This window comes from Fructilactobacillus sp. YLN 2412, from assembly GCF_059488745.1.
Genome location: NZ_CM183165.1, coordinates 706,347 through 729,501, shown reverse-complemented (window position 1 = coordinate 729,501; position 23,155 = coordinate 706,347). Strand labels below are relative to the sequence as shown.

Below are 23,155 nucleotides of genomic sequence, written 5' to 3'. Positions count from 1 at the left end.
ATATGATTAAAGTTGCGCCATCAATTCTAAGTGCTGACTATGTAAATTTGCAAAAATCTATTGAAGAAGTTGCTAAAGCCGGTGCAGAAATTTTACATATTGATATTATGGATGGAATGTTTGTACCTTCTATTTCCTATGGTCCTGGATGGGTAAAGGCAATTCGACCAATCACTAAAATGGAACTAGACTGCCATTTAATGATTGAAAATCCAGAAAGATATATTGATGTTTTTGCTGATAATGGTGCCGATATCATTGGTGTACACGTAGAAGCTACTCAACATATTCATCGAGCACTACAAATGATTAAAGCTAAAGGTGTGAAAGCAGAAGTAGTAATTAATCCAGGAACTCCGGTTAGTTTAATCAAACCAATTCTTTACATGGTTGATCAAGTATTAGTAATGACCGTTAACCCAGGTTTTGGGGGACAAAAGTTTATTCCAGAAACTGTTGGAAAAATTAAACAGTTAGATCGCTTAAGAAATGAACATGATAATTATAATTATGATATTGAAATTGATGGCGGAGTCAATAATAAGACAGTTGTTAAGGCATACGAAGCTGGTGCAAATGTAGCTGTAGCCGGCTCTTATGTTTTTGATGCTGAAGATCCTGCAGCAAGAATTAATGCGATTAAAGATGCAACTAATTTCTAATTATGAAAGTAGTTAATTTATTAGTTGGTGGTCCTAAAACAGAATGGCCTATTGATTTAAAAGCAAATACACCAATAAAAGGACCTTTTATTGGTGTTGACCGGGGTGCATTAAGACTTTTGGAATTGGGCATTAAGCCAATTGCGGCTGTGGGTGATTTTGATTCGGTTTCATCAATTGAATTTCAATTAATCAAGAATAATGTTCCAAACGTTTATTGTTCAAATCCAATCAAAGATGAAACTGATACAGAATTAGGAATTAAATATGCACTTAAACACTTTCCTGGTTATCAAATTAAAGTTTATGGTTTTTCAGGGGGAAGATTAGACCAGTTAATGACTAACTTGTTGATGGTATATAAAAATCCGATTAAATCTGTGGCTGAAAAAATAACTTTAATTGATCGGCATAATTTAATTAATTTCTTTTTTCCTGGGAAACATCAAATTACAAGGTTATCAGGAATGAAATATTTAGATTTTGTTTCATTAGAGAAAACTAATCTAACACTTCCGGATGAAAAATATAAATTGGATAACTATGAAATTGAGTTTCCAGTGTCTTTTTCAAGTAATGAATTTATTGGAAATCATGCTTCATTTTCATTTGATAATGGAATTTTAATGGTAATTCAAAGTTCCGATTAAAAAAAGATAGCAGTCACATTTGTGGCTGCTATCTTTTTTTAATTAATTAATTAAAATATTGTAAATTATACACGTTTGAACTTACCAGATCTTAAGGTTCTGGCACTTAACCAAACACGTTTTGGTTTGCCATCTACTAAAATACGAACTTTTTGTAGGTTTGGCTTCCAACTTCTTCTTGAAGCGTTTAAGGCATGAGAACGACGGTTACCAAAATGAGTTCTTTTTCCTGATAATTGATCTTTAGCCATGAAAATCCCTCCTTTAAAATGCATTAAAGCGTAAATAAGCTATAATGTTAGATTAGCATAAACAAGCCATAAATGCAATTGTTCTTTCAAGTATTTTTGCTTTACACCTAAAAATTTTGGATTTGGGTTTCTATATGTTAATATAGAGTATCGTTATTAGCTCGTTAAAATAAGGAGATGCATACGATGGCAGTAAAAATGAATACCCAATATGGGTCAATAGATATTGATAATGATGTAATTGCTACAGTAGTCGGTGGTGCTGCAACTGATAATTACGGAGTTGTGGGTATGGCTAGTAAAAATCAATTAAAAGATAATATGAATGAAATTTTACGTAGAGATGCTTATTCACGTGGAGTAGTAGTACGTCAGGTTGATGATCAAATTGAAGTAGATGTTAATATCATTGTGAGTTACGGAACTAAAATATCAGAAGTCTCACGAACTGTTCAGGATAAAGTAAAATATAATTTACAATCAATGCTTGGTGTTACGGCTGATGCGGTTAATGTTATAGTGCAAGGCGTTAAAGTGATTATCGATTAATTATTTTGAATTGAAAGGGAGATTGAATAATAGTGCCAGTAACTAAGATTACTACTAAAGAGTTCGACCAAATGGTTCAAGCTGCGTCGGTCGTACTAAAAAACAATGCAGATTTTATTAATTCTTTAAATGTTTTCCCTGTACCAGATGGTGACACTGGTACTAATATGAGCTTATCTTTTGCTAGCGGAGCTAAATATGTTAAACAATCTAATAGTAAAACCATTGGTGAAAAAGCTTCTGCTTTAGCAAAAGGACTCTTAATGGGGGCGCGAGGTAATTCTGGGGTAATTCTTTCTCAAATTTTTCGTGGTTTTTCTAAAAATGTTGAAGGAAAGACTGATTTAACAGCAAAAGAATTGTCTGATGCAATTACAGCAGGAGCTAAAACAGCTTATAAATCTGTAATGAAGCCAACTGAAGGTACAATTTTAACCGTTGTTCGCTATGCGTCAAATGCAGGACAACGTGAATCTGAAAAAACTGATAATGTTGCTGAAGTGATGGATTCCATTACAAAAGGTGCTCAAGATGCATTGAAAAAAACTCCTGATTTACTTCCAGTTTTAAAACAAGTTGGAGTAGTGGATTCTGGAGGGCAAGGTTTAACATTTGTGTTTGAAGCTTTTGCGGACATTTTAAATGGTCGTCAACCGTCAAACGATAAAAGAGCTAAGTTTAATGTTGAGTCGAATAAGATGGATCAAATGGTTGACGAAGATCATCATGAAAGTGCACAGGGTCAATTGGACCCTGCAAGTATTGTGTACGGTTATTGTACACAAATGACAGTTCGATTTGGTAAAGGGAAAGAAGTTACGAAGTCATTTGATTATGATGAATTTTATAATTATTTAGCTCCTTTAGGTGATTCATTATTAGTAATTAACGATGATGAAGTTGCTAAAGTTCATATTCATACTGAACAACCTGGAAAAGTTTTGAATTGGGGACAACAATTCGGTGATTTAATTAATATTAAGATTGATAACATGCGGTCCCAACAAGAAGATATCATGGAAAATGATGAAGAAATTGAGGAACAGCCGGTTACGGACGTTTCTGCTGAACCAAAAGATTTAGCCATTATAGCTGTAGTTGCTGGCAAAGGACTTGAGAATTTATTCAGAAGTTTGGGTGTTACTAACATTATTAGTGGCGGACAAACAATGAACCCAAGTACTGAAGATATTGTTAAAGCTGTTAATAATTCAAATGCTAAACAAGCAATTGTATTACCAAACAATAAAAATATTTTTCTTGCAGCAGAACAAGCTGAAAAATTAACTGATATTCCAATGAAAGTAGTTCACAGTAAGACAATCCCTCAAGGATTAACTGCCATGTTTTCATATAATCCGGAAAATAGTTTGGAAAATAATCAAGCTGAAATGGATGATTCGTTAGATACTGTAAAAAGTGGACAAGTTACGGCAGCTGTAAGAGATACTAAAATTAATGGTTTAGATATCAAAAAAGGTAGTTTTATGGGTATTGTGGATGGAACTATTGATGTTATTGGTGAAAACCTTGATGATACTGCAATCGATATGCTTAAATCAATGCTTGATGAAGATAGTGAAAATGTAACTATTATCTTTGGTGAAGGTGCTTTACAAACTGATGCTGATAAAATTGAACAAGCTGCATTGGCAATTGATGGAGATCTAGAAGTTGAAATTCATGAAGGAAATCAACCTGTTTATCCACTTATTATTTCTGTAGAATAATAAGAAATTAAATTAATATTAAATAGCTGTTAATTCAAAATTGAATTAACAGTTTTTTAGTACAGGAGGTGAGCTAAATGAAAAATCTAGATGATCCCATTAGTAAATTAAAAGGGGTAGGTCCTAAAAAACAGGAAGCATTATTTGACTTAAATATTAAAACAATTTTTGATTTATTAAATTATTTTCCTTTTCGTTATGATGATTTTAGAATGAAAGATTTAAGTCAACTAAAAGACCAACAAACAGTGACTTTAAAAGGAAAAATTGCAATTGAACCAACAGTTAACTATTTTGGGAAACGACGTAATCGTTTGATTATTAAATTATTAGTTGATAATGATATCATACCGATTTCATTTTTTAATCAACCTTGGCTGAAAAAAAACTTAGTTGTTGGTCAAGAAATATTAGTCTATGGAAAATTTGATTCTAATCGAAAATCAATGTCTGGAATTAAAATAATTAGTGAAACTAAAAACCAACGTTATAATTCAATATATTCTGTAAATAACAAGATTACTCAAAAAACTCTAAAACAAATTATTGAGCAGGCATATATTGAATATCAAGATGTAATTGAAGATTTTGTTCCTGATTGGATTATGAAAAGATATAGACTTGAAAGTTTAAAAAATGTTATCCAAACGATGCATTTCCCCAAATCACAAGCTGAAGTAAAAGGTGCTCGTAGAACAGCTAAATTTAATGAGTTCTTTTTATTTCAAATGCGTCTCCAAACCATTAAAGGGCATAAACAAAAAAACGAAAAAGCTAAGATAATGAGTGACAAATTAACTCTAATGCCTTTTATTGACAAACTCCCTTATAAATTAACACCAGCACAAGACAAAGTAGTTAATGAAATATTGTACGATTTACATCGTCCATATCAAATGAATCGCTTACTCCAAGGTGACGTGGGTAGTGGTAAAACTGTAGTGGCAGCGCTTGCCATTTTAGCTACGATATTGTCTAATAAACAAGCAGTGATGCTGGCACCAACAGAAATACTAGCTGAACAACATGCTAATAGTTTGGCAAAGCTATTTAATGATACAAATATTAATATTGCTTTATTAACTGGAGATACTTCTAGCGCTGCTAGAAAACAATTACTTCCAAGAATTAAAGATGGAAAAATCAGTTTAATTGTGGGCACGCATGCCTTATTTCAAGATACTGTTCAATATCATAATTTAGGATTAGCAGTAATTGATGAACAACATCGATTTGGTGTTAATCAACGTCGGAAAATGCGCGAAAAAGGAGTTGCTACCAATGTATTATCAATGACGGCTACTCCGATTCCGAGAACATTATCTATTACAACATATGGTGAAATGGATGTTTCAGTGATTGATGAACTTCCAGGAGGCAGAAAACCAATTAAAACAACCTGGATTAAGAGTAATCAAGTAAGATTAATGTTGAATTTTTTAAAAAAACATCTTAAAAATCATGAACAAGCTTATATAGTGGTTCCTTTAATTGACGAATCCGATTCTGTTGACATGAGAAATGTGACTGATACTTATGAAAAATTTAAACAAGCATTTTCACCAACCTATCAAGTCGGATTGTTACATGGTCAAATGAATGATGAAGACAAAAATCAAGTTATGGATGATTTCAAAAATAATAAGACTCAAATTTTAATTTCTACTACTGTAATCGAAGTAGGCGTTGATGTTTCAAACGCAAGTGTAATGGTGATCTTTGATGCTGATCATTTTGGACTCGCACAACTACATCAATTACGTGGAAGAGTGGGACGCGGTCAACAACAATCATATTGTATTTTAATTGCTGATCCTAAAAACAAAACTGGGATTGAGCGAATGAATGTAATGAGCTCTTCAACTGATGGTTTCTTTATTTCACAAAAAGATTTAGAATTAAGAGGACCGGGTGATATTTTAGGAAAACAGCAATCTGGTATTCCAAATTTTAAGATTGGTGATCCAATTTCTGATGTAAATATTCTTAGTGCCGCTAAAAATGTTGCTACAAGAGTTACAGATGAAGATAATTGGCAACAACTCTCTAAAAATGAAAATCTTGTCAAGCGCTTAAATGCAATAAATAATAATACATCATTTGATTAAGGAGTTATTTAATGGTTAAACTTGCAGTCGATGCGATGGGTGGAGATAATGCACCTCAATCAATAATTGAAGGTGTAGAATTGGCACGAAATGAAAATAGTAAGATTGAATTTTTACTATTTGGCGATATAAAACAAATTCAACCACTTTTAAAAAACGATAAAAATATAACAATTGTTAATACTGATGAAGTAATTACCATGAATGATGAGCCTGTTAGAGCGGTTAAAAAAAAGAAAAATTCTAGTTTGGTATTGGCTGCTAAAGCCGTTAAAGATGGAAATGCAGATGCATTTGTGTCTGCTGGAAGTACTGGGGCAGTCATGGTAGCTGGCCTATTGATCATTGGTAGAATAAAATCAATTGATAGACCAGGGCTCACGGTTACTATGCCAGTAATTAACAATGATACTGGATTTACTATGATTGATGTTGGAGCGAACGCAGATGCTAAGGTTAATAATATTTGTCAGTATGCTTTATTAGGAAAGTTTTATTCAAAAAATGTGAGAAAAGTATCTAATCCAAGAGTTGGTTTGATAAATAACGGAACCGAAGATGATAAGGGAAATATTATTCATCAAAAGATGCATCAAGCCTTACAATTAATGGATGACAATGGGGAAATTAATTTTATTGGTAATATTGAACCACGCGGATTATTAAATGGTATTACGGATGTAGCTGTTACAGATGGATTTACTGGCAATGCTGTTTTAAAATCAACAGAAGGTAGTGCTTTAGCTGTTATTGATATGTTAAAAGATGGAATCAAAAATGGTGGAATTAAAAGTAAATTGGGAGCATTCTTTTTAAAGGACACTTTGAAAAAAATTGCTCAAAAAATGGATTACACTAAATATGGAGGAGCAGTTCTTTTAGGATTAAAGGCTCCAGTAGTTAAAGGCCATGGTAATAGTAATCCTGAAATGATAAAAAATTGTTTATTCCATGCAAATGAAATAGTTACCTCAGGTTATGTTGAAGAAGTTGAAAATTTTTTTAATAAAACTGAGAAAAATGATTAATTAGATTAAATATTGATAGGAGTATTTCTAATGGATGATAAAAAGGTTTTATTGAGCGTAGTCCAGACTGTTTGCAATCAATTTAATGTTGACGCCGCCTTCGTTTCACCTAAAACTGATTTTAATAAAGATCTTGGAGCTGATTTTGTTGATTTAGCCAAGTTTATTGTTGAAATTGAAGATGAATTTGGTGACGTAATTCCAAATGACGCAGCAGAAAGAATTCAAACCGTCAATGATTTAGTTAATGTAATTGTTGAAAATAAGAATAAAAAAAGAAAAAAGTAATTAAAAACTCCATCAATTAAGATGGAGTTTTTAATTTAATGCTATACTGTAAGATAAATATGTTGGAGGTTTTTAAGTTGCAAAAAGAGTTTGATGATATTTTAGCAGATAAATATAACGTTAAATTTAAAAATGAAGCTTTATTAGATGAAGCATTTACCCAAGCTTCTTATGTAAATGAACATCCAGAACAAGATTTAAAATTCTATGAACGCCTAGAATTCTTAGGAGATGCAGTGTATCAATTAGTGGTTTCTGATTACATCTTCAAAAGATATCCGGATATGCCACAGGGTCGTCTGTCTAGATTACGTGCTGCCATGGTTAATCGACACAGTTTTAGTCGTTTTGCTCGTGAATGTCATTTTGATAAATATATTCGTTTAGGGAGAGGAGAAGAAAAAGCAGGAGCCAGAAACCGTGATTCCTTACTTTGTGATATTTTTGAATCTTTTATTGGAGCTGTTTACCTTGATCAGGGAATTGAAACGGTTAAACATTTTTGTAATTTAGTTATTTTTCCTAAACTCGATGAAGGTTGGTTTGATGAATTTTTTGATCATAAGACTGAGCTTCAAGAGGCAATTCAAATTAATGGACCTGTTAATATTGAGTATAAGGTATTAGATGAAGATGGTCCTGATAATGATCGTCAATTTAAAGTAGCTGTTTATGTTGATAATAAAGAATTGGGCGTGGGAGAAGGACATGCTAAAAAGAATGCCGAACAAGCAGCTGCTAAAGTTGCTTTAAATAAATTGGGCATTAAAGATCAAAAACTGCAGTAAAAGTGAGGATTTTGTTGTGAAATTAAAATCAATTCAGATTGCGGGATTTAAATCTTTTGCTGATAAAACAATTATAAATTTCCAAAAAGGATTAACTGGAATTGTTGGTCCGAACGGAAGCGGTAAAAGTAATGTCATTGAAGCTGTTCGATGGGCGTTAGGAGAGCAATCTGCCAAAAGTCTGCGTGGCAAAAAAATGAAAGACATTATTTTTTCTGGATCAAAATACCGTCATCCTTTAAATCGTGCAGAAGTTAGTTTGATTTTTGATAATTCAACTCATTTTTTAGATTCAGATTATAGCGAAGTTAAAATCACTAGAACTTATTATCGAACTGGTGAAAGCATTTACTCTATTAATGATAAGGAATGTTTATTACGTGACGTTAATAATCTATTCATGGATACAGGATTAGGTGAAGGATCATTATCGATTATTTCGCAGGGTAATGTTGATGAAATTTTAGATGATGATGTTGAAAAACGTCGTTCTATTATTGAAACTGCTGCTGGTGTATATCGATATAAAAAACAAAAGAATGAATCTAAGAAAAAATTAGAAGAAACGCAATCTAACTTAGACCGTATTTCTGACATTACTAGTGAAATAAAAAAACAAATGACCCCATTAAAAAAGCAAAGCGAAACTGCTTCGCTTTATTTGCGTAAAAAGAAGTATTTAAGTCAGTTAGAATATAATGCATTTAAGCTTGAAATTAATCATGATGAGGATAAAAAGCAACAATTATCTAGTGAAATTTATAAACTTAATCAAAAATGTTTAGATGTAGATCATCAATTAAATGAATTAAAATCTGAAAAAAAGAATCTCAATGATGATGTTGAATCTCTAACTATTAAACAGGAAAAACTCCAACAAGAACTTCTAACGAATACTAAAACATTGGAAACTGCTAATAGTGAAGAACGTTTGAATAAACAAAGAGAACAATTTAATTCTCAGAAAAAAAAAGAATTAAAGAAAAAAATATCAGATTTGCAAATTCAAAGAGATACTTTAACCAATGAAATTAATAAAATTGAAAATGAATTAGTAAAAATCAAAGATGGTATTAAAAGCTTTGATAAATCAAAGCACATTTCAAATAATCAAAAATTATCATTTCAAATAAATAAAAAGGAAAATGCATTAGAAAAAACGCGCAGTAATTACGTTGATTTAATGCAACAAATAACGAATAAAAGAAATGAAATACGTTTAAATCAAAAATTGTCACAACAAAGTAACAACGAATCAATAGAACAGCAAAAACAAATTAGAACTTATCAAAATCAAATTAGTGAAATTAAAACTAAAATCACTTCTGATGAAACAGACATAAAAGAATTACAAGTTAATATTAATAATGCTAATAAACAATTTTCTGATATAAATAGTCAATTTGATAAAATAGAAAAACAAATTGAAATATACCAAAAAAACTGGTACGCCGATGTTAGAAATTATCAAGAACTAAAGACGGAACGAGATAGTTTACAGTCAATGTTAGAAAATCATAACAATCTTTATCGAGGAACACGTAATTTATTAAAACAACGTAATAAATTATCGGGTATTTTAGGAACAGTTAGCGATTTTCTTAGTGTTCCTAAAGAATATGTAATTGCGATTGAGACTACTTTAAGTGGTTCGATTCAACAGATAATCGTTGATAATGTGGATAATGCACGTAATGCAATTCAATTTTTGAACAAAAATAAACAAGGTAGAGTAACTTTATTGCCCTTACAAGAAATTAATGAACGTTTACTTAGTCCTAGAATCCTTGATTTAATTAAAAATAAGCCTGGTTTTATTGGGATCGCAGCTAACTTAGTTAAAATGCCAAAAAATATGGAAAAAATAAAGAATCATTTATTGGGGAACGTAATAGTTACTGATAATTTGAAACATGCTACTGAATTAAGTAAAGTAGTTCATCATCGAGTTAAATTTGTTTCTTTAAATGGCGATGTGATTAATTCAGGCGGATCAATTACGGGTGGTAAAAATCAACGTCAAAATGAAGGAATTTTAAGTCAAAAAAACAAATTATTAAAACTTAATGGTCAAGTTGAAAAAATGAGTGAAAAATTAAAAGCAGATGAATTAAAACTTACTCATGCCAAAGAATTTCATGAAGAAATTCAGCAAAAAAGGAACAAACTTTATAACTTAAATAGTGATTTAAAATCAAAATTAGAAATTAAACAAAAAAATTTGTCTTTAAATAAAACCGAATTTGAAAAAACTAACCGAAATATTAAAGCGTTACAAATTAAACTTAGTGGAAGTTTTAGTAATCCAAGTTATAATGCACGTGAACTTAATGACCTTATTAAACAATTACAAATAAAAATTGAAAATAATCAAAAGTTAAATGAAGAATTAAAAAATGAAATTGATGAATTAAAATTAAAAGAAAATCAAAATAAACAAAATTTGAATGAAGTTAATCAAAATTTAGTGGTTTCTAATGAGCGAAAAAGAAATTTAAATAAGCAAAAGAGTAATTTAACTAATCAATTACAAAATGTTGATCGGCAATTATCAGATTCAAGTAATAAAATTAAAGAATTAACCGTTGCATTAAATCAAACTATTAGGTTAAATAAGGTAGATACCGATTATATTCAACAATCAATAAAAAATATTAAAATTAAAATTGATCAAATTAAGCAAAAAACCAAGATTAGTAAAGAAAAAATCATTAAAATTGATAAACAAATTAGTGAAAATCAAGTTGAAACAATTAATCAAAATGAAAAGCTTCATCAATTTCAGTCACAACTCAATGTGATTTCTGATAATATTCAAAAGAATAAAAACAAACTAAAAAATTTAGAAATTAATTATGGAAATTTTTCGAAATTAACATTGAATTTTAACGAAATTAAACAAGAAATTGCAAATGTTAAACAAGAAATAACTAAACTTGGTAACGTTAATATAGGTGCAATTAAATCATTTGAAGAACTTAAAGATCGTTATGATTTTATGCAACATCAAATGGATGATTTAAATACAGCTAAAAATCAATTATTAAGCATTATGAACAAAATGGATGAAACAGTTAAAGTCCGTTTTGAAAAAACATATCAAAATATTTCTCGAGTATTTTCTAAAGTTTTCCGCAATATCTTTGGCGGTGGTGAAGCTAAGCTAGAATTAAATGATCCTCACCATTTATTAACTACTGGAATTGATATTATGGTAAAACCACCTGGAAAAAGATTTAGAAATATTAATTTATTATCTGGTGGAGAGAAAGCCTTAACAGCTTTAGCATTGCTATTTGCAATTTTAGAAGTTAAGCCAGTTCCATTTGTAATTTTGGATGAAGCTGAGTCTGCACTAGATCCTGCAAATGTTGATAGATTTGCTCGTTATATTCAGAACCTAAAGTCTGAAATTCAATTTATAGTTATTACTCATAGGAAAGAAACAATGATCTATGCTGACAATCTATATGGTATTACTATGCAAGATTCTGGAATCTCAAAGCTAGTATCGGTAAACTTAAATGATGACAAACGTAAGGAGCATTAAAAATGGGACTATTTGATATTTTCAAAAAGAAAAACAAAGAAAATAGTGAATTAGAAAAAGAAAGTAAACAGACTCAAAACAATGAAGATGTTGAACAACAAAACAACGAGACTCAAAACAATGAAAATGTTGGACAACAAACTAACGTTGAAACAGAAAATATAAACAATTCAGAAGAGACACGTGATTCAAATGAAACTACCGAAACTGATAGTAATGAAATTAAAACCATAGAAAAATCTGAAAATGACGTGTCAAATGATAATCCTGATAAATCTGAATTGGAAAACAATGATAAGCATGATGATGAAATGGAATCCATTAGTCTTGAAAATTCCGAATTGGATAATGATAAAGACAATGCTATTGAAAAAGATATTGACAAAGATAAAAAATATGAACACGGTTTATCAAAATCACGCTCGTTATTAGGTCAAAAGTTAAATAGTTTATTCGCTAATTTTAGATCCGTTGATGATGAATTTTTTGAAGATTTAGAAGATACTTTAATTGAGTCAGATGTTGGAGTCAAAACAGCAACCGAAATTAGTGACCAACTAAAAGAAGCGGTTAAATTAAATAACATAAAAAAGACTTCAGAAGTACAAAATTTTATTGTTGAAAAATTAATTGACATGTATGATGCACCAGATGATGGCAAATCAGAATTGAATATTAACCCTGATGGTCCAACAGTGATTTTATTTATTGGAGTTAATGGGGCCGGTAAAACCACTACAATTGGTAAATTGGCTAATAAATATCGTGAAGCAGGTAAGAAAGTTTTGGTTGCTGCTGCTGATACATTTAGAGCTGGAGCTATTGAACAACTTGATGAGTGGGCTAAACGTGATCATGTAGATATTGTCAAAAAAAAGGAAGGTAGTGATCCAGCTTCGGTGGTTTACGATGCTGTCGAACGAGCCAAAAAAGAAAATTATGATATTTTATTTGTTGATACTGCGGGACGTCTACAAAACAAAGTTAATTTGATGAACGAATTAGAAAAAATGAATAAAATTATTACTCGCGAAATCCCTGGTGCACCACAAGAAGTATTACTTGTAATTGATGCTACTATTGGTCAAAATGCTTTAGTTCAGGCTAAAATGTTTAAAGATGTCGCTAATATATCAGGTTTAGTATTAACTAAGTTGGATGGTACTGCACGTGGTGGAATAATTATTGCAATTAAAAATGAACTTGGAATTCCAGTTAAATATGTAGGATTGGGAGAATCAGTAAATGATTTGCAAGATTTTGATCCCAAAGAATTTGTTTACGGACTTTTTAAAGGCTTAATAAAGGAATAATAATTCATGAATGAAAACTTCGATTTAAAATTAGCGAAGGATAACCGAGTTAATGCTTTAATTGATTTTTATGGAAGTTTATTAACTTCCAAGCAATCTGATTATGTTTGTCAGTATTATGCAGATGATTTATCATTAGGAGAGATCTCAGAAAACTTCAATGTCAGTCGTCAAGCAGTTTATGATAATATACGACGAACTGAGCAAACTTTAGAAAAATATGAAGCGAAAATGGGTTTGTATAATAAATTTCTAAAAAGAAACAAAATAATTGATAATCTACAGGATTATGTTAAAAAAACATATAATAATGATAAATATATTAATCAATTAATTGATAAATTAGAAAAAATAGAAGAAGAATAGAAGGTTATAAAATGGCATTCGAAGGGTTAACTGACAAATTACAAAATGCATTTAGAAATCTGCGTGGTAAGGGTAAAATTAGTGAAGCAGATTTGCGCGCTACAATGAGGGAAATTAGATTAGCATTGTTAGATGCTGATGTTAATTTTTCAGTTGTTCGTGATTTTGTAAAAAAAGTACAAGCTAAAGCAAATGGAGAAAATGTTCTTGAAGGATTAAATCCAGCACAACAAATTATTAAAATTGTTGATGATGAATTAACACAAATGATGGGTGAAGAAACTACTTCTTTAATAAAAGCACCCAAAATACCAACAATTATAATGATGGTTGGACTTCAAGGGGCAGGTAAAACTACTACTGTTGGAAAATTAGCAAATCGTTTAAAAACCGATGATAATGCTCGACCATTATTAATAGGAGCGGATGTATATCGACCAGCTGCTATTGAACAATTACAACAAATTGGTAATCAGATTGACGTTCCTGTTTTTGAAGAGGGCACAGATGTTGATCCAGTTAAAATTGTTAAGGATGGGTTAAAACAAGCTAAAGAAAATCATAATGACTATGTTTTTATTGATACTGCTGGTCGACTACAAATTGATGAAAAATTAATGAAAGAACTCCAAAATATCAAAGAAGTTGCTAATCCAACTGATATTCTCTTAGTAGTTGATGCGATGACTGGGCAAAATGCTGTCAATACAGCAGAAGGCTTTAACGATGCGCTAGATTTAACTGGTGTTATTTTAACTAAACTTGATGGTGATACCCGTGGTGGAGCAGCTTTATCAATTAAAGCAGTTACTGGGAAACCAATTCTTTACATTGGTCAAGGCGAGAAGATGAATGATTTAGATGTCTTTCATCCAGATCGAATGGCTTCTCGTATTTTGGGAATGGGGGACGTTCTATCATTAGTAGAAAAAACTCAAAAAAATGTTGATGAAAAGAAAGCAAAAGAATTAACTGAAAAAATCAAAGAAAATTCTTTTAATTTTGATGACTTTTTAGATCAGTTACAACAAATTCAAAATATGGGACCTTTAAAAGATATTATTGGTATGATTCCTGGAATGGCTAATAATCCTGCTTTGAAAAACGTTAATATGGATCCAAAAGATTTAGAAAAGATCAAAGCAATTATTTATTCTATGACTAATGAAGAACGTGAAGATCCAGATGTATTAAATCCTTCAAGAAGAAGAAGAATTGCCCGCGGGTCTGCTCAGCCAATTCAAAATGTTAATCGTTTGATTAAACAATTCAATCAAATGAAAAAAATGATGAACCAAGTATCAAATGGTAACATGTCTGAAATGCAGAATATGATGAAAGCAACTGGAATGGGTGGTGGAATGAGCAAATTATCCAATCTGGCTATGAAACGTATGAGTCGTAAAATGAAAAAAAATAAACGCCGTCGTAAGAAAAAGAAAAAATAGTGGTGTAAAGAAAAAACTCTTTACATTACAAAATATTCTTGTTATTATAATAAGTGTTAAGAAACTTATAGGAGGTGTCACTATGTCTGTTAAAATTCGTTTAAAACGTATGGGTTCAAAGAAAAATCCATTTTACCGTATTGTAGTTGCTGATTCACGTAGTCCTCGTGACGGTCGTTATATTGAAAATGTGGGTACTTATAATCCATTAATTCAAGAAAACCAAGTAACTCTAGAAGAAGAAAATATTCTTAATTGGTTAGAAAAAGGCGCAAAGCCTTCTGATACAGTTAGAAATATCTTGTCAGATGCTGGAATTATGAAAAAACTTCATGATTTAAAGCTTGCTAATAAGAAATAACTTTAATTATGATTAATTTTGATAATTTAATAAAAACCATTATTAAACCGTTAGTTAAATTTCCTGATGATATTAAAATAGTTCATCAAGATACTGATGATTTTCATGAATATATTTTATCAACAAATGAAAAAGATGTTGGTCGTGTGATTGGGAAACGTGGAAGAGTTGCTCAAACAATTCGTGCTATTGTTTATAGTGTCCATGTTCCTGATAATAAGCGAATTAAACTTATTATTAATGACGGTAAATAAATAGAAACACTTAAATAAAACTAAGTTTTATTTAAGTGTTTTTTTAGAACATTAGAACAGGTGAATTATGCAATATTTAAATGTTGGAGAAATCGTTAATACTCAAGGAATTAAAGGAGAAGTGAGAGTCCAAGCTATTACTGACTTTCCAGATTCACGGTTTAAGGTCGGAGCAATTGTATATGCTTTTCCTAAAAGTAATGAAATCGTTCCCCTTAAAATTGACGGGTCTAGAAAACATAAAAATTTTATTTTACTTCATTTTAAAGGACTCAATTCAATTAATGATGTTGAATATCTTAAACCTTCATTATTAAAAATAAAACAGGAACAACAAAAAGAAGATGAATTACGACCTGGTGCTTATTACTATCATCAAATTATTGGGTTAACTGTTTTTGATACTAATAATAATAAATTGGGCGAAATTAAAGATATTATGGATCTTGGTCCAAACGATGTATGGGTTGTTAAACGTGAAAATCAAAAAGATTTATTATTACCTAAGATTGATGATGTAATTAAAAAAGTTGATTTAGAAAACGGTATAGTAATTGTTGAAATGTTGAAAGGATTGGAATAGTTTGCAAATAGATATTTTAAGTCTTTTTCCAGACATTTTAAAAGGACCTTTAAATGCATCTATTATTGGAAAAGCAATTAGTCGAGATCTTTTGAATATTGATATTACAAATTTTAGAGATTATTCTACTAATAAGCATCATAATGTTGATGATACGCCTTATGGTGGTGGAGCAGGAATGTTGTTGCAACCTCAACCAATTATAGATGCATTTGATTATACTCAACAAGTGGCAAAAGAAAATGATATTTCAACCGGACGAGTTATTTTAACTGATCCTGCTGGGCAAAAATTTGATGAAAATACTGCAATGGAGTTATCCAAAGAAGAACATTTAACTTTCTTATGTGGTCATTATGAAGGATACGATGAGCGAATTAAGCAGATTGTTACTGATGAATATTCAATCGGAGATTATGTACTAACCGGAGGGGAATTACCCACTTTGGTTATGATTGATGCCATTGCACGGTTGATCCCAGGAGTGCTTGGAAATCAAGGATCAGCAACAGATGATTCATTTTCAAGCGGATTATTGGAAGCTCCTCAATATACACGTCCTGCTAATTTTAGAGGTCAAAAAGTTCCTGCAGTATTAACTAATGGAGATCATCAAAAAATTTCTGATTGGAGATTAAAAGAATCTTTAAGAAAGACTTATTTGAGACGTCCAGATTTAATTAATTATAAAAAACTATCTAAAAGAGCAATTAAATTACTTGCTGAAGTTAAGATTGAAGAAGAATAATGTAAATTAATCTTTACTATTTTTAAATTTTTATGCTATAATCTATAATGGTCGTTAGGCTAAATACAACAGTATTCCGCTGTCGAATAGATAAGAGTGCTAGTTAGGAGAAATTATTATGCGTCAAAACAAATTGATTGAAAAGATCAATAGTGATCAGTTACGTTCAGATATTCCAGACTTTCGTTCTGGTGATACTGTTAAGGTATCAGTTAAAGTTGTTGAAGGTGACAATGAAAGAATTCAGGACTTCACTGGTGTTGTAATTAAACGTCATGGTGCTGGTATTCAAGCAACTTATACTGTTCGTAAGATTAGTAATGGTGTTGGAGTGGAAAGAATTTTCCCATTAAATTCGCCACGTGTTGAAAAAATTGAAGTTATTAGACACGGTAAAGTACGTCGTTCTAAGCTTTATTACTTACGTGATCGTCAAGGGAAAGCTGCTCGTATCAAGCAATCTTTCAAAAAACGTTAAAAACCAAAAAGAGATTAGACATAAAAGTCTAATCTCTTTTTTTAACTATTTTTTTGTTTATGTGTTCCAATATCATATATGACCCAACCAATTATTCCAAATGCGATTGGTCCAAAAATTGTCCAAAACGCTGTTTCGTAGTCTTTGGTTAAAATTGGTTCAATAGCTGTAAATCCAATTCCAAGAATTAAAACAATCATAATAACTGTGACAACTACTGAGGTGAATAATTTATTTTTATAAAAAACAAACGGTCTTTCGATATTTTTTAATTTTTTGAAAAATGGAAACGCACCAACTAAGAAAAGGTAGGGAAAAGTACTAGAAATATTCCCCATATCAGTCAAAATAAGATAAAATTTTTGTGCTCCTGAACCACTAAATGAAATCGCAAAAATAACGACAGTCACAGCAGCCGCCTGAATCCACATTGCAAACGCTGGCATTCCATGCTTATTGAGTTTTGTAACTCGTTTAGGCCAAATTTTGGTGTCTGAGCCTTCAATAAATGATTTAATTGGAGAATATATTAGAACAAAGAATGAACCAATATATGCCAAAAACATGCTTAATCCGGCAAAACGTGCAAACCATTCTCCAGTTATAATAGCAGTAGTAGGAGAAGCTCCTATAGTCTTGGCCAAAACATATCCAAGGTTACTAACAAGAACATAAGTAATATTACCTAAATTAACGCTTCCTTTACCTAAAACCTGTTGCCAATTTGCAGTTACTCCGACAAAAAAGATAGCTCCAGAATAAATTACTGCCATAATAATTCCACCAATAATTACTCCACGAGGGAAATTACGTTTAGGATTATCAACTTGATCAACGATTCCTCCCATAGATTCCATTCCACCGTATGCAAAAATCGCATAAACAACAAACGACATTACTGCGATTGGACTCGAAAATAATGGATTAGGAGATTTAATAAAAGTAGACATTCCATGAATCGGTTCGGCTAAATTACCATGATTTGTAAACAAAATAAAAATCGAAATTATTACAAACAAAACTGGTAAAATAATCGAAAAAATTCCGCCAATATTGGCCACTTTTGAAATTTGATTAAATCCTTTTGTAGCACAAAGAGTAGAAATTAACACCCAAAGAATACCTAAAATTCCTATAGTTTGCATTGATGAGAAAATTCCAAACAAATGCCAAGTACTAGTTTTGTCAGTTCCAAAGAAAATATTTGAAACTGGAATCCAAACCTTACTTGAAACTGAAATCATCCAAATTATCCAAGCAGATAACCAAATGAAAGTTCCAATAAAAGCTAATTTTTCACCAATTGAATTTTTTAGCCAGGAATAAATTCCACCTTTTTCATTGCTAAATGAAGATCCATACTCAGCAAACATTAATCCAGTAGGTAAAAAGAAGACTAACGCTGCAAAAATATACCAAATAATACTTGCATAACCCATTTGATCATATGCAACAGTTACGTTAGCAAAACCAAAAATTGAAGAAAGAATCATTAAAACTAAACCACTTACACTCATTTTTTTATTATTTTTCATATGATTACATCCCCCTTAAAGATTCAAATCTTGATGATAATTTAATGGAGAAAAATCAGTTGATTGCGTAATAAACTGAGATGCAAGTTTTCTAAAAGATTCCATAGCCATGACAGCGGCTTTGTTACTTTGTTTGTTTGCTAATTTATTTAAGTCTTTACCATTAAGGTTACTTGATTCCTGAATAGTTTCATTAATTATTTGAATATAATTTTGAACTAGTTGATTTTGTACCTTGGTTAGTTGTTCTCCAAATTCTAAATAATGAGGATCAACAAGGACCCCAACCAATTTATAAACCCAATAAGCAGACTTAGCATCATAATCTTTTCCGACTGGATATTTATATTCTTCAGGAGTATCTGTGATTCCAGCGAAAAATGGAACATAAGTACTTTGAGCACCAACTCCCATTAAAAGCCAATGGATATCACCGATTTGTTGTGGAAAATTATCGTTTAATTGTAAAACATGTGATTCTTGTGTTTTAGCTAAACTAATAGGTCTAAATTTAGTTTTTTCTGTTTTAGTTCCAGTTCCAATTGGATCAAAAACGGTTCCTTGGTAATGAGAACTTAAAAATGATTGAGCATCAAATACGGAAATTAAATGTTCAGCTTTCTGACTAAAGGGCAAGCATTGTGAATTTGGATTTTGTTCAATGTCAGGATTAAATATTTTTTGTCCGTACCAAACTCTAGGGGTATTGTAATAAGTATCTGATTGGTTTTGGGTGCCAAAAATTTCTCTAAAATTAAAACCTTTTCTATTAATATTCAATCTGTTTTGACTAACAAACTCAATAATATTAGGTGACCATTGGAAATTGATAGGATCATCAAAATTAATATTTTGAATTGCCATTTGATTTGCTACAACTGCATACTCGTCATCTGGGATTCTTTCAGCAACCCAATGATGACCAGACCCAATTTCAAAATACCAGACTTCTTTACAATCAGAAAAGAGAATTCCATTTGTTTCAGAGGCTCCATATTCACTCACAATTTTACCTAGCCTTTGTACGCCTTCTTTAGCAGTTTTAATATATGGAAGAACCACGGTTACCATTGCTTCTTCTCCAATACCATTTTTTACTAGTGGATCTGCACCAAGAACTTGATTATTAGCATAAGTACTTTCAGTAGCACTCATTGCTACTCTATTTTCATTAATACCATCTTCTTCAAATAAACCAAATTTATCGGTCCACTCTGGAGTAGCAGTATATTTTGCTCGTTCTTTAGGCAATAGCATTTGAAAATTATTATCTTTAGAAACAAATTTGGGTTGCTCTACTAATTTTTGGTGTTCATGAACTATAAAACGTTTGGGCCAAGCTGATTTAGCGTCTTCATTTCTACCAATCAAAGTACTTCCATCTGTAGTTGCTTTTCTACCAACCAAAATACTTGTACATGCTGAATAATTATTATTCATTATTAAAAAAATACTCCTTATTTTAGTTTTAAAAGAACATCCTATATTTTAATTGTACACCAAGCTAATTTATAATTCATGATAATGAATAGTTATGAAGAAAAACCAATAAAGGTTATAATTATTATATTAAGTTAATTTGATGGAGTTAAACATGAAAAACGAACAATACGTAATGGCAATCGATGAAGGAACTACATCTGCTCGTGCTATTTTATTTAATCATCAAGGAAAAGAAATTGGAAAAGCACAAAAAGAAATTACACAATACTTTCCACATTCTGGGTGGGTTGAACAAGACGCAAATGAGATTTGGAATATTGTTGAGACTGTGATTTCCGAGGTGCTTTTTAAAAGTGAAATTCCCCCATATAAAGTTCGTTCAATTGGAATTAGTAATCAAAGAGAAACAACGATTATTTGGGATAAAAATACAGGTAAACCTATTTATAATGCGATTGTTTGGCAATCAAAGCAAACTGCTCTAATTGCTAATCAACTAAAACGAGATGGTTATGAAAAATTAATTCATGAAAAAACTGGTTTATTGATTGACTCTTACTTTTCTGCTACTAAAATAAAGTGGATTTTAGATCATGTTGAAGGGGCTAGAAAAAAAGCTCAAAAGGGTGAATTAATGTTTGGAACCATAGATACCTGGTTATTATGGAAGCTAACTAATGGAAAAGTGCATGCTACCGATTATACTAATGCTAGTAGAACTATGTTGTTTAACATTAATGATTTAAAATGGGATCAAGAAATATTAAATATTTTAGATATTCCTCAAGAGATATTGCCAAAAGTTGAAGATTCCTCTCATATTTACGGTTATACACAAGATTTTACTTTTATGGGAGTCCAAATTCCAATTTCAGGAATTGCGGGCGACCAGCAAGCTTCTTTGTTTGGACAGCTAGCTTTAAAGCCTGGGATGACTAAAAACACATATGGTACTGGCGCTTTTATAATGATGAATTTAGGTAATACTGTTAAACTATCTAAACAAGGATTACTAACCACGATTGCCTATGGTCTTAATGGGGAAATAACCTATGCTTATGAGGGAAGTATTTTTGCTGCAGGAGCTGCCATTGAATGGTTGAAAAATGGAATTAAACTTATTACTGATGCTTCTGAATCAGAAAAAATAGCTCAAACTGCTAAATCATCGGAAATAGTTTATGTAGTACCGGCATTTTCTGGATTAGGAGCACCTTATTGGAATCAAAATATCCGCGGATCTATTTTAGGTTTAACTATGCATACCACTAAAGAACAAATTGTGCGTGCAACTTTGGAATCCTTAGGGTATCAAACAAAAGATGTCTTAGAAACAATGGTAAATGAAACTGGAATCAAACTAAAATCAGTAGTAGTAGATGGCGGTGTATCTAAAAACAATTATTTAATGCAATTTCAGTCAGATATTTTAAATAAGACAATTGAAAGATCGCAAATATCTGAAACAACAGCATTAGGGGCGGCTTATTTGGCTGGATTATCAGTGGGATACTGGAAAGATACTAATGAATTGCAAAAAAATAAAACCTCTGGCATCCACTTTAATCCGCAGATAAATCAAAAAACTCGCAATAAACTATATTCTGGATGGAAAATGGCTGTTAAGGCAACTAGTGAATTTAAAAAGGGGAAAAGTAATGAAACTTCCTGAGGAATTTAAAACTAAATATCAAAAATTATTGGGAAATGAATATGATGAGTTTATAAAAAGCTTTGATGATAATCCAGATAACGGGTTTCGAATTAATGAATTAAAACCAACTGCAAATATCCATGAAAATTTTGATTCTCCAATTGAGTATGTTTCAAATGGATATTATGGTAAAGTCGATGGTAAAACTCCTGAACATCAAAGTGGATACGTTTATAGTCAAGAACCTTCAGCAATGTTTGTGGCTCAAGTAGTTGACCCTCGATCGGGAGAAAAAATCTTAGACTTATGTGCTGCCCCAGGTGGTAAATCTACTCAAATTGCTAGTTTATTAAATAACACCGGATTATTAGTTTCAAATGAAATTGATCGAGGGCGGGCTAAGATATTAGTGGAAAACCTTGAAAGGTTTGGAGTTTGGAATCCATTAATTTTGAATGAAACACCTCAAGGAATGTCTAGTCATTTTAAACAATATTTTGATAAAATTTTAATTGATGCACCATGTTCAGGAGAAGGAATGTTTCGTAAAAATCATGATGCTACGAAATATTGGTCAGTTGATTATCCAAAAGATTGTGCATTCCGCCAAAAAGAAATTATTGCTGAAGCAGTTAAAATGCTTAAACCAGGTGGACAGTTAATTTATTCAACTTGTACCTTTGCTCCTGAAGAAGACGAACAAATCATTGCTTGGATATTAGAAAATTATAATTTTAAGGTTTTACCAATTAAAAAATATGAAGGAATGGTTGATGGAAAACCAGATTGGGCTAATGGAAACACAGAATTAACTAAGACTGTCCGGCTTTTTCCGTATTTGTTTAGGGGAGATGGACACTTTGTGGCTAAATTACAAAATAACGATCCAAAATCGATCAAGAAATTTAATTTGCAAAAATCAAATGTAAAATCTGATCTTCGAAAGGAATGGAAAAAATTTGCCAATGATACTTTCGTTGATTTTGATCCAAAACATCTTTTAAAGTTTGGGAATATGTTATATTCTTTTAATCCTGAGATACCAAATTTACAAGGATTAAAAGTTATGCAACCAGGAACGCAATTAGGTATGGTTAAAAAAAATCGAATTGAACCTAGTTATGGACTTGCACTAGCTATCAATCCTAAAAATGTTAAAAGAAAAGTCCAAATTGACAGAAATCAATGGAAATCATATGTTCATGGAGATACGATTAAAGTCGATAAAGATTTAGAAAAAGGCTGGTATTTAATTCAATGTGATGAAATGGGAGTTGGATTTGGTAAAGTTGTTAATGGAACTTTGAAAAATTTTTTCCCCAAAGGCTTAAGATTTAAAGTATAAAAATAATGCTCTAACCAATGATT

Annotated in this window: 22 protein-coding genes; 19 read left to right on the top strand and 3 right to left on the bottom strand. The window is 31.1% G+C overall.

Annotation, left to right across the window (positions count from 1 at the left end; translation table 11 throughout):
• Positions 1–2 precede the first annotated feature (2 nt).
• Positions 3–662: a ribulose-phosphate 3-epimerase gene (rpe, locus tag AC0GLR_RS03510; RefSeq protein WP_495605383.1), complete on the top strand. Its 660-nt coding sequence runs from the start codon at positions 3–5 to the stop codon at positions 660–662.
• A 2-nt stretch (positions 663–664) separates the two neighbouring features.
• Positions 665–1,312: a thiamine diphosphokinase gene (locus AC0GLR_RS03505; RefSeq protein WP_495605382.1), complete on the top strand. Its 648-nt coding sequence runs from the start codon at positions 665–667 to the stop codon at positions 1,310–1,312.
• 65 nt (positions 1,313–1,377) lie between these two features.
• Here the strand turns inward: AC0GLR_RS03505 and rpmB are convergent, their stop codons facing one another.
• Complete coding sequence (rpmB, locus tag AC0GLR_RS03500) at positions 1,378–1,563, bottom strand: 50S ribosomal protein L28 (RefSeq protein ID WP_065866222.1); 186 nt, start codon at positions 1,561–1,563, stop codon at positions 1,378–1,380.
• A gap of 186 nt (positions 1,564–1,749) precedes the next feature.
• Here rpmB and AC0GLR_RS03495 point away from each other — a divergent pair, with 186 nt between their 5' ends.
• The 15 genes from AC0GLR_RS03495 (at position 1,750) to rplS (ending at position 17,155) form a co-directional block, all read left to right on the top strand.
• Positions 1,750–2,112, top strand: a complete 363-nt coding sequence (locus AC0GLR_RS03495) for an Asp23/Gls24 family envelope stress response protein (protein WP_056997620.1) — start codon at positions 1,750–1,752, stop codon at positions 2,110–2,112.
• A 32-nt stretch (positions 2,113–2,144) separates the two neighbouring features.
• The gene (locus AC0GLR_RS03490; protein ID WP_495605381.1) at positions 2,145–3,842 is read left to right on the top strand and encodes a DAK2 domain-containing protein; all 1,698 of its coding nucleotides are present in this window, start codon (positions 2,145–2,147) and stop codon (positions 3,840–3,842) included.
• A gap of 77 nt (positions 3,843–3,919) precedes the next feature.
• Entirely contained in the window at positions 3,920–5,950 is a 2,031-nt protein-coding gene (recG, locus tag AC0GLR_RS03485; protein WP_495605380.1) for an ATP-dependent DNA helicase RecG, read from the top strand.
• An 11-nt stretch (positions 5,951–5,961) separates the two neighbouring features.
• Positions 5,962–6,978 carry a phosphate acyltransferase PlsX gene (gene plsX, locus AC0GLR_RS03480; RefSeq protein WP_495605379.1) on the top strand — a complete coding sequence of 339 codons (1,017 nt, stop codon included), beginning with the start codon at positions 5,962–5,964 and terminating at the stop codon, positions 6,976–6,978.
• A 30-nt stretch (positions 6,979–7,008) separates the two neighbouring features.
• Complete coding sequence (locus AC0GLR_RS03475; RefSeq protein WP_495605378.1) at positions 7,009–7,266, top strand: phosphopantetheine-binding protein; 258 nt, start codon at positions 7,009–7,011, stop codon at positions 7,264–7,266.
• 77 nt (positions 7,267–7,343) lie between these two features.
• Positions 7,344–8,054 carry a ribonuclease III gene (gene rnc, locus AC0GLR_RS03470; protein WP_495605377.1) on the top strand — a complete coding sequence of 237 codons (711 nt, stop codon included), beginning with the start codon at positions 7,344–7,346 and terminating at the stop codon, positions 8,052–8,054.
• A 16-nt stretch (positions 8,055–8,070) separates the two neighbouring features.
• Complete coding sequence (gene smc, locus AC0GLR_RS03465) at positions 8,071–11,604, top strand: chromosome segregation protein SMC (RefSeq protein ID WP_495605376.1); 3,534 nt, start codon at positions 8,071–8,073, stop codon at positions 11,602–11,604.
• A 2-nt stretch (positions 11,605–11,606) separates the two neighbouring features.
• Positions 11,607–12,917 carry a signal recognition particle-docking protein FtsY gene (gene ftsY, locus AC0GLR_RS03460; protein ID WP_495605375.1) on the top strand — a complete coding sequence of 437 codons (1,311 nt, stop codon included), beginning with the start codon at positions 11,607–11,609 and terminating at the stop codon, positions 12,915–12,917.
• A gap of 6 nt (positions 12,918–12,923) precedes the next feature.
• Positions 12,924–13,283 carry a putative DNA-binding protein gene (locus tag AC0GLR_RS03455; RefSeq protein ID WP_495605374.1) on the top strand — a complete coding sequence of 120 codons (360 nt, stop codon included), beginning with the start codon at positions 12,924–12,926 and terminating at the stop codon, positions 13,281–13,283.
• A gap of 11 nt (positions 13,284–13,294) precedes the next feature.
• Positions 13,295–14,731 carry a signal recognition particle protein gene (ffh, locus tag AC0GLR_RS03450; RefSeq protein WP_495605373.1) on the top strand — a complete coding sequence of 479 codons (1,437 nt, stop codon included), beginning with the start codon at positions 13,295–13,297 and terminating at the stop codon, positions 14,729–14,731.
• Positions 14,732–14,813: 82 nt separating this feature from the next.
• Entirely contained in the window at positions 14,814–15,092 is a 279-nt protein-coding gene (rpsP, locus tag AC0GLR_RS03445; RefSeq protein WP_054646202.1) for a 30S ribosomal protein S16, read from the top strand.
• Positions 15,093–15,100: 8 nt separating this feature from the next.
• The gene (locus AC0GLR_RS03440) at positions 15,101–15,346 is read left to right on the top strand and encodes a KH domain-containing protein (RefSeq protein ID WP_495605372.1); all 246 of its coding nucleotides are present in this window, start codon (positions 15,101–15,103) and stop codon (positions 15,344–15,346) included.
• 67 nt (positions 15,347–15,413) lie between these two features.
• On the top strand, positions 15,414–15,929 hold the full coding sequence (rimM, locus tag AC0GLR_RS03435) for a ribosome maturation factor RimM (protein ID WP_495605371.1): 516 nt from the start codon (positions 15,414–15,416) through the stop codon (positions 15,927–15,929).
• Between the two features lies 1 nt (position 15,930).
• The gene (trmD, locus tag AC0GLR_RS03430; protein WP_495605370.1) at positions 15,931–16,677 is read left to right on the top strand and encodes a tRNA (guanosine(37)-N1)-methyltransferase TrmD; all 747 of its coding nucleotides are present in this window, start codon (positions 15,931–15,933) and stop codon (positions 16,675–16,677) included.
• A gap of 118 nt (positions 16,678–16,795) precedes the next feature.
• Positions 16,796–17,155, top strand: a complete 360-nt coding sequence (gene rplS, locus AC0GLR_RS03425; protein WP_495605369.1) for a 50S ribosomal protein L19 — start codon at positions 16,796–16,798, stop codon at positions 17,153–17,155.
• A 41-nt stretch (positions 17,156–17,196) separates the two neighbouring features.
• Here the strand turns inward: rplS and yjeM are convergent, their stop codons facing one another.
• Positions 17,197–18,690 (bottom strand): glutamate/gamma-aminobutyrate family transporter YjeM, encoded by a 1,494-nt coding sequence (gene yjeM, locus AC0GLR_RS03420; RefSeq protein ID WP_495605368.1) that lies wholly within the window; start codon positions 18,688–18,690, stop codon positions 17,197–17,199.
• A 15-nt stretch (positions 18,691–18,705) separates the two neighbouring features.
• Positions 18,706–20,130, bottom strand: coding sequence for a C69 family dipeptidase (locus AC0GLR_RS03415; protein WP_495605367.1), 1,425 nt, complete (start codon positions 20,128–20,130; stop codon positions 18,706–18,708).
• 154 nt (positions 20,131–20,284) lie between these two features.
• On the opposite strand from AC0GLR_RS03415, the gene glpK reads away from it, so the two are divergent.
• Together glpK and AC0GLR_RS03405 are read left to right on the top strand one after the other, a co-directional pair.
• Complete coding sequence (gene glpK, locus AC0GLR_RS03410) at positions 20,285–21,805, top strand: glycerol kinase GlpK (protein WP_495605366.1); 1,521 nt, start codon at positions 20,285–20,287, stop codon at positions 21,803–21,805.
• Entirely contained in the window at positions 21,792–23,132 is a 1,341-nt protein-coding gene (locus AC0GLR_RS03405) for an RsmF rRNA methyltransferase first C-terminal domain-containing protein (protein ID WP_495605365.1), read from the top strand. The genes glpK and AC0GLR_RS03405 overlap by 14 nt, the downstream gene beginning before the upstream one ends.
• Positions 23,133–23,155 lie beyond the last annotated feature (23 nt).

Coding starts and splice junctions, on each gene's coding strand:
- glpK (WP_495605366.1), top strand. CDS start 20,285: ATGAAAAACGAACAATACGTAATGGCAATCGATGAAGGAACTACATCT.
- rimM (WP_495605371.1), top strand. CDS start 15,414: ATGCAATATTTAAATGTTGGAGAAATCGTTAATACTCAAGGAATTAAA.
- ffh (WP_495605373.1), top strand. CDS start 13,295: ATGGCATTCGAAGGGTTAACTGACAAATTACAAAATGCATTTAGAAAT.
- AC0GLR_RS03440 (WP_495605372.1), top strand. CDS start 15,101: ATGATTAATTTTGATAATTTAATAAAAACCATTATTAAACCGTTAGTT.
- AC0GLR_RS03475 (WP_495605378.1), top strand. CDS start 7,009: ATGGATGATAAAAAGGTTTTATTGAGCGTAGTCCAGACTGTTTGCAAT.
- AC0GLR_RS03505 (WP_495605382.1), top strand. CDS start 665: ATGAAAGTAGTTAATTTATTAGTTGGTGGTCCTAAAACAGAATGGCCT.
- AC0GLR_RS03495 (WP_056997620.1), top strand. CDS start 1,750: ATGGCAGTAAAAATGAATACCCAATATGGGTCAATAGATATTGATAAT.
- AC0GLR_RS03415 (WP_495605367.1), bottom strand. CDS start 20,130: ATGAATAATAATTATTCAGCATGTACAAGTATTTTGGTTGGTAGAAAA.
- yjeM (WP_495605368.1), bottom strand. CDS start 18,690: ATGAAAAATAATAAAAAAATGAGTGTAAGTGGTTTAGTTTTAATGATT.
- rpmB (WP_065866222.1), bottom strand. CDS start 1,563: ATGGCTAAAGATCAATTATCAGGAAAAAGAACTCATTTTGGTAACCGT.
- AC0GLR_RS03455 (WP_495605374.1), top strand. CDS start 12,924: ATGAATGAAAACTTCGATTTAAAATTAGCGAAGGATAACCGAGTTAAT.
- plsX (WP_495605379.1), top strand. CDS start 5,962: ATGGTTAAACTTGCAGTCGATGCGATGGGTGGAGATAATGCACCTCAA.
- ftsY (WP_495605375.1), top strand. CDS start 11,607: ATGGGACTATTTGATATTTTCAAAAAGAAAAACAAAGAAAATAGTGAA.
- rpe (WP_495605383.1), top strand. CDS start 3: ATGATTAAAGTTGCGCCATCAATTCTAAGTGCTGACTATGTAAATTTG.
- rplS (WP_495605369.1), top strand. CDS start 16,796: ATGCGTCAAAACAAATTGATTGAAAAGATCAATAGTGATCAGTTACGT.
- recG (WP_495605380.1), top strand. CDS start 3,920: ATGAAAAATCTAGATGATCCCATTAGTAAATTAAAAGGGGTAGGTCCT.
- rpsP (WP_054646202.1), top strand. CDS start 14,814: ATGTCTGTTAAAATTCGTTTAAAACGTATGGGTTCAAAGAAAAATCCA.
- AC0GLR_RS03405 (WP_495605365.1), top strand. CDS start 21,792: ATGAAACTTCCTGAGGAATTTAAAACTAAATATCAAAAATTATTGGGA.